Below are 6,271 nucleotides of genomic sequence, written 5' to 3' on the forward strand. Positions count from 1 at the left end.
GCGAGTTGGCCGTTCGAGCAGCGGCGCGCCGGACACGCCGCCACCGCCCGGCGGAAAGCGCCCTCAGCAGCGCGGCAGCATCTCCCAGCCACGCAGCGTGTCGGCCAGTCCGTCCGTCAACGCGAGCGCCGCGAACGTCGCTTCGTCGACCCAGCGCACCTCGGCCGCGTCGTCGCCGGCCTGCAGGGAACCGCCTTCGACCTCGCAGGTGTAGTCGTGGATCTCGTAGCGGCCGCGGACCACGTGGCCCACCAGCGCGCCGGGGCGGACGACGAGCCCGGTCTCCTCGCGCATCTCCCGGACCAGGGCCGCGCTGTCCGTTTCGCCTGGTTCCACGCGTCCACCCGGGATCGACCACAGTCCGCGTCCGGGGTCGTTGGCGCGCCGGACGAGCAGCAGGCGGCCAGCCTGATCGTGCAGGATCCCGCCTACGCACCGCACGGGGCCCGGGCCGATCGCGCTCATGAGGGCAGCCTAACCCGGGTCTGGCGGACGCGGAGAGTAACCAACCGATTAGATCACAGCCGGACACTGACCCAAGCGCGGGACTTACCTCCCGTAACCCTGCGGAGTGCGGTACAACGTTACTGGTGAGCTTGCCAGTCCGATGCCGGAGTAAGAGACGGGATTGATCGTTGTGAACGCGAAGAAGATTGCCGGGCTCGTGGGTATCGCGTTGGTGCTGTTCTTCGTGATCGCCCAGCCGGGCAACGCGGCCAACCTGGTCAGCAACATCGTCGACTTCCTGCGTGAATCGGCCGAGGCCGTCATCACCTTCGTCAGCAACGTGTTCACTTCGTAGGCGGCCGGATAGGCTGGCTTGATGTTCGCCCCACGGGATCCCGACGAGTACCTGCTCGACACCGAGCGGCGCGTGGTGCGGGTCCGCAGGCACTGGGCATTCCTGGCCTGGGACACCTTCGAGACGATCGCCCTGCTCGCGATCTGCGTGATGGTGTCCTACCTGCTGCCACCGTCCCTGTGGGTCGTCCAGAACATCCTCTGGTACGCGGCGCTGCTCGTGGTCGTCGTGTACGCGTTCAAGGTCATCGAGTGGTGGGTCGAGCGCCTGGTGGTCACGGACAAACGGTTCGTGCTCACCAGCGGCGTCATCACCACCAAGGTCGCGATGATGCCGATCTCGAAGGTCACCGACCTGACCTACGAGCGCTCCGCGTGGGGCCGGATGTTCGGCTACGGCACGGTCGTCGTCGAGTCGGCCGGTCAGATCCAGGCGCTGAACCGGATCGAGTTCCTGCCGAGCCCGGAGGATTTCTACGACACCATCTCCGAACTCGTCTTCGGCGACAAGCACAAGCAGAGCGAGCGCTTCTCCATGATCAAGGCCCAGCGCCTCGCGCGCGGCAAGAAGATCGTCGGTTGACACGTCGTTGTGCCTGGTCGGCCGTGTGCTGACCGGGTAGGCGACAATGATTCCGATGCGCATCGACCTGCACACCCATTCCACCGTGTCGGACGGCACGGACACGCCCGCCGAACTCGTGGCGACGGCCGCCGCCGCGGGGCTCGACGTGGTGGCGCTGACCGACCACGACACCACGGCGGGCTGGGCCGCCGCGGCCGCGGCGCTCCCGGCGGGCCTCACGCTCGTGCCCGGCGCCGAGCTGTCGTGTGTGAGCGACCTCGGCATCAGCATCCACCTGCTGGCCTACCTGTTCGACCCGGCGTCCCCGGCGATCGTCGAAGAGCAGACGCGGCTGCGGCAGGAGCGCCGCACCCGGCTGCGGGCGATGGCGGTGCGGATGGCCGCCGACGGCCTGCCGATCGACGCCGACGAGCTCCTCGACTCCCTCGGTCCGGACTCCCCGGCGGGCCGGCCACATCTCGCGCAGGCCCTGGTGCGCGCCGGGCTGGTCACGAGTGTTGACCAGGCGTTCGCCGAGTACCTCGGCGCCGGCCGCGGCTACTACCTGCCGCGGCAGGACACGCCGGTGGAGACGGCGATCGAGATGATCGCCGAAGCAGGCGGCGTCACCGTGTTCGCGCACCCGTTCGCGCGCAGCCGCGGGCGGATCGTGTCCGCCGACTACATCGCCGAGCTGGCGGAGATCGGGCTGACCGGGCTCGAGGTCGACCACCCCAACCACGACGACGCGACCCGCGACGAGCTGCGCGGGCTGGCCGATGAGCTGGGGCTGGTGCGGACGGGGTCGAGCGACTACCACGGCACGAACAAGACGATCCCGATCGGCGCGGAGAACACCGATCCCGAACAGTTCGAGGCGCTGATCGACAAGGCGTCCGGCGCGCAGATCGTGGTGGGCTGACCTTGGCGGTCGCCGACCTCTTCGACGCGAAGCTGTTCCTGGAGGCGTCGATCACCCTGGTCGTGATCATGGACCCGCCGGGGACCGTGCCGGTGTTCCTCAGCCTGGTCGGCCGGAAGCCGCCTGCCGTGCGGGCGCGGGCGGCGCGGCAGGCGGTGCTGGTGTCACTGCTGGTGATCTCGCTGTTCGCGATCGCGGGGCAGGCGATCCTGGCGTACCTGGGGATCGGGGTGCCCGCGCTGCAGGGCGCCGGCGGGCTGCTCCTGCTGCTCATCGCGCTGGACCTGCTCACCGGCCGCGGCGCGACGAGCGAGCCGAACGTGGTGGAGGACGTGAACGTCGCCCTGGTGCCGCTGGGTACCCCGCTGCTGGCCGGACCGGGCGCCATCGCCGCGACGATCGTGTTCGTGCGGCAGGCGTCCGGGCACGTCGGCGCGTACGTCGCGCTGGCCTGCGCGATCGTCGCCGTGCACATCGTCATCTACGCGTGCATGCGGTTCTCTGGCGTGGTCATCCGGCTGATCAAGGAAAGCGGTATCACGCTGCTCGCGAAGATCGCGGGCCTGCTGCTGGCCGCGATCGCCGTGGAGCTGGTCGCGAACTCCGTACGAGGCTTCATCGAGGGCGGCTGACGTTCCGGGCGGGTGTTGCTTCCCGACTTCGGTCGTCAGCCGCCGCACCGACCCCGTCAGCCGCCGATCACCGGTGGGCTGATGCGGTTCCCGTTCTCGTCCGTGCCGCCCTCGTGACCGAAGATGCTGTCCGGGTCGTCCTCGAGCAGGTACGCGGGCCGCTCGTGGTCCTTGTCCTCGTCCTTCTTCGAGTTGCCCGCCGGCCCGGCCAGGTGCGACCCGGACGCGCCCGCCTTGCCCGCCGCTCCGGCGCGTCCGCTGTTCGCGCTCTCCGCCGCCGCCCTGGCGCCCGGCTCCCCGATCCCGGCCCTGCGGCCGGCCGCCTCCTGGCCCGCGCCGAGACGGCCCGCAGCGCCACCCCCGGCTGCCCGGCCACCGACCCCGGCCCGCGGCGCGGCACCGGCCCGGCCACCCGAACCCGATCCCGGGCGCGGCGACGTGCGCGTCTGGTCGCCCTGGCCCGGTGCGACCGGCATCATGCCCGCACCGCCTGACAGCCCCGAGCTGCCGGGCACCGTCGCGGCGGGGGAACGGCTCCAGCCACCGGCGTGGTCGGTGAACCCTGGGGTCGGCGACGCGCCCGTGGCCGTGCCGATCCCGGGCAGCGGCGTCGTCGGCGGCGCGATGCTCCCGGTGGTCCGCACCCCGCCCGGCGCGCCGCCCATCGGCCCGACGCCGCCCGAGCTGGACGCCGTCGTGTTGTCGTTGGCGGCGAACGTCGGGCTGGTGGCGGCGCCGGTGTCGGGCTGCGTGGTCGGCGTGGCGTAGACGGGCTGGGTCGAACCGCCGGCGTGCAGCATCACGTCTCGCTGAGCCAGCACCGCCGCGGCCTCCTGCTGGGCCTGGTGTTGCAGCGCGGCCTGGTTCTGCATGTCGTTCATGGTGGCGCTGGCGGCCTCCCAGTCACCGCTCGCGAGTTGCTGCCGGGCGGCGGCGATCGACTGGTCGACCGACTTGCCGGCGGGCTCCGGCATGCTGTTGCGTGCCTGGGACAACGCCGCGGAGGTCTGCGAATAGCGGTTCGCCGACAGGAACGCCGCGTCCTTCGAGCTGTCCGCCCACGTCGCGAGCGTGTTGAAGTAGCCGAAGGCGGTGTTCGCGCCGTCGCCCTGCCAGCCTGCCTGCTCCTTGGCGACGCCCTGCCGCAGCGCGGAGGCCATCTCGCCGAAGGCGTTGCCGAGGTCGTTGACGATGATGCCCTGCTCGTCGACCTCCTCGGGGGAGACGCCCTCGGTGACCATGCTCTTCAGCTTTTCGTGCGGCACGCTCTCGTACAGACGGTCCGACGGTGCCAGGCCGTCGCGGTACCCGCCGCCCTCGGCCTGCAGCTTCCGCGTGTAGACCTGACCGGACTTGGCCGAGTAGTCGCCCGCGACCTGCTCGGCGTCCGGGCCGAAGAACTTGCCCGCGGACTTGCCCGCGGTTTCGGCGTAGACCTCCGACTCGTACCGGCGCCGCGAGTACCCGTTGTCGGGCTGCGTCATGACTTCCTCCCCTGGTGTCAACGATTCGCCGCGGTCAGGTGCTGGTTGACGTGGTCACGCACCCACTGGCCGATGCGGGCCCGGTCGGCGGGCGTGAACGTGTGCCGCTGCGCGCCGTCGGGCAGGTGCTCCACCGTGGTGAAGAACCGGCCGTCCGGGGTGTCGAACCAGGTCAGGCGGCCCGCGTCCACCCCGCGGACCGAGCACGAGACCACCCCGGCGCGCAGCGGTGGCGCCGCGAAGTACCGATCCGCCACGCGCTTCTCCCGAGGCGGCTCGCCGCCGAACAGATCGCCCCCGCCGCGCGCCTGCGACACGTAGGTCACCGGCGCCATGCGCACCGGCGGCACCTCCGGCAGCGGTTCGAGCAGTTGCGGGAGCACCTGACCCGCGCGCAGCTCGGCGAACCTGACGTTGTCGCCGCTCTGGCGGCTCAGCACACCGCGCTCGCCGGTCCAGCCGCCGCGCGACAGGACCTTCTCGTCGCGCGTCAGCTCGGCCACGACCTGGGTGACGAGGACGTCCGGCCGCGCCCACAGCCGCAGCAGGTCCTCGAACTCACCGCGCAGCCGGTCGCGCGACATGCGCCCGAGGCGGTGCCAGTGGTCGAACACGCGCTGCCGCTGCTCGGCGCGCTCGGACCGGGTCCCGCTGACGAACGGGATCCGGTGCGGGTAGACGAACCTCCCGAGGCCCAGCTCCTCGTCGAGGATGTCCAGTTCGGCCGGCGCCGTTTCGAACGTCAACACGCATTGCCCCCTGCTCCGAATGCCAACCGCCCAGATCATATGCGCCGCGGGCCGTGGGCGGAGCCGAAAGTGTCGGGGGTGGTGCGTACGGTAGTGGGCGTGGAGCAACTGGGGTTCGAGTTCGCGGTCCAGCCGCGGCGGTTGACGAAGGTGAGCCCGGCGCGCCTGGCCACCTTCGCGGACTGCCCGCGCCGGTACCGGCTGGCCTACCTCGACCGGCCGACCCCACAGCGCACCGGCCCGTGGGCGCACAGCACGCTCGGCGCGGTCGTGCACAACGCGCTGCGTGCGTTGTTCGACGTGCCGCCCGCGCGCCGCACGCCGGAGCGTGCCGCGGCACTGCTGTCGGAGCACTGGCAGGACGCCGGGTTCGCCGACGCCGGCCAGGCCGCGACGTACCGCGCCCGTGCGAAGGAGTGGGTCGCCGAGTACGTCGAGCACCACGACGTGACCAGCGATCCGGTCGGCATCGAGCGGTGGGTGTCCGCGCCGGTGAACCCGGAGCCCGGCCGTCCCGCGTCGATGATCATCGAGGGGCGCGCGGACCGTATCGACCAGCGCGGCGGTGAGCTGGTGATCGTCGACTACAAGACCGGCCGCCGCGCGCCGGACGAGTACGAGGCCCGCAGCTCCCAGGCGCTGGCGATGTACGCGGTCGCGGCCGAGCGCACCCTGCGGCGGCCGTGCCGCAAGGTCGAGCTGCACCACCTGCCGAGCGGCACGGTCGCGGAGGCGACGCACACGCCGGAGAGCCTGCAGCGGCACCTGCGCCGAGCCGAGGAGACCGCCGAGGACGTCCGGCTGGCCACGGACACCCTCGAAGCCGGCGGCGACGCCGACGTGTTGTTCCCCGCGCGCCCCGACCGACGCTGCGCCTGGTGCGACTTCCGGCCCAGCTGCGAGGCGGGGCAGCAGGCCGCACCGGCGGCGAAGTCCTGGGAGCTGCTCGCGCCGTAGGGGCGGTTCGCCGTGCTGCTGCGGGTGTGGGGGTGGAGTGCCGGGGGCTGGCGCGGTGGGGCTGCGGTGGTGGCGGGTGCTGCGCGAGTGGCCGAGTGCCGGGGTGTTGGCCTGGTAGGGCTGTGCTGGTGGTGAGGTCGTGGGGTTGCCGGCGCCGTTGG

General features: G+C 71.9%; 8 protein-coding genes. 5 read left to right on the top strand and 3 right to left on the bottom strand.

Features of this window, described 5'->3' with window-relative positions:
* Positions 1-63: 63 nt before the first annotated feature.
* On the bottom strand, positions 64-465 hold the full coding sequence (locus ACCP09_RS07950; RefSeq protein WP_433744517.1) for an NUDIX hydrolase: 402 nt from the start codon (positions 463-465) through the stop codon (positions 64-66).
* 163 nt (positions 466-628) lie between these two features.
* On the opposite strand from ACCP09_RS07950, the gene ACCP09_RS07955 reads away from it, so the two are divergent.
* From ACCP09_RS07955 to ACCP09_RS07970, 4 genes are read left to right on the top strand one after another with little or no spacing between them, the layout of a single operon-like run.
* Positions 629-802, top strand: coding sequence for a hypothetical protein (locus tag ACCP09_RS07955; RefSeq protein WP_085929391.1), 174 nt, complete (start codon positions 629-631; stop codon positions 800-802).
* Positions 803-823: 21 nt separating this feature from the next.
* Positions 824-1,384, top strand: a complete 561-nt coding sequence (locus tag ACCP09_RS07960) for a PH domain-containing protein (RefSeq protein WP_020420917.1) — start codon at positions 824-826, stop codon at positions 1,382-1,384.
* A gap of 46 nt (positions 1,385-1,430) precedes the next feature.
* On the top strand, positions 1,431-2,288 hold the full coding sequence (locus tag ACCP09_RS07965) for a PHP domain-containing protein (protein ID WP_433744521.1): 858 nt from the start codon (positions 1,431-1,433) through the stop codon (positions 2,286-2,288).
* A gap of 2 nt (positions 2,289-2,290) precedes the next feature.
* Positions 2,291-2,920 carry a MarC family protein gene (locus ACCP09_RS07970; protein ID WP_017986945.1) on the top strand — a complete coding sequence of 210 codons (630 nt, stop codon included), beginning with the start codon at positions 2,291-2,293 and terminating at the stop codon, positions 2,918-2,920.
* A 56-nt stretch (positions 2,921-2,976) separates the two neighbouring features.
* Here the strand turns inward: ACCP09_RS07970 and ACCP09_RS07975 are convergent, their stop codons facing one another.
* Positions 2,977-4,404: a hypothetical protein gene (locus ACCP09_RS07975; RefSeq protein WP_378364827.1), complete on the bottom strand. Its 1,428-nt coding sequence runs from the start codon at positions 4,402-4,404 to the stop codon at positions 2,977-2,979.
* Positions 4,405-4,421: 17 nt separating this feature from the next.
* On the bottom strand, positions 4,422-5,153 hold the full coding sequence (locus ACCP09_RS07980) for an ESX secretion-associated protein EspG (RefSeq protein WP_378364828.1): 732 nt from the start codon (positions 5,151-5,153) through the stop codon (positions 4,422-4,424).
* A 99-nt stretch (positions 5,154-5,252) separates the two neighbouring features.
* Between ACCP09_RS07980 and ACCP09_RS07985 the strand changes: the two genes are divergently transcribed.
* Positions 5,253-6,110, top strand: a complete 858-nt coding sequence (locus tag ACCP09_RS07985; protein WP_027932373.1) for a RecB family exonuclease — start codon at positions 5,253-5,255, stop codon at positions 6,108-6,110.
* The last annotated feature ends 161 nt before the right edge of the window (positions 6,111-6,271 follow it).

It is taken from the genome of Amycolatopsis sp. 3B14 (assembly GCF_050958625.1).
Classification (GTDB): Bacteria; Actinomycetota; Actinomycetes; order Mycobacteriales; family Pseudonocardiaceae; genus Amycolatopsis_E; species Amycolatopsis_E thermoflava.

Bases quoted from the DNA above. Each gene is read 5' to 3' on its own strand.
- ACCP09_RS07975 (WP_378364827.1), bottom strand. From the start codon at position 4,404: ATGACGCAGCCCGACAACGGGTACTCGCGGCGCCGGTACGAGTCGGAG.
- ACCP09_RS07950 (WP_433744517.1), bottom strand. From the start codon at position 465: ATGAGCGCGATCGGCCCGGGCCCCGTGCGGTGCGTAGGCGGGATCCTG.
- ACCP09_RS07965 (WP_433744521.1), top strand. From the start codon at position 1,431: ATGATTCCGATGCGCATCGACCTGCACACCCATTCCACCGTGTCGGAC.
- ACCP09_RS07960 (WP_020420917.1), top strand. From the start codon at position 824: ATGTTCGCCCCACGGGATCCCGACGAGTACCTGCTCGACACCGAGCGG.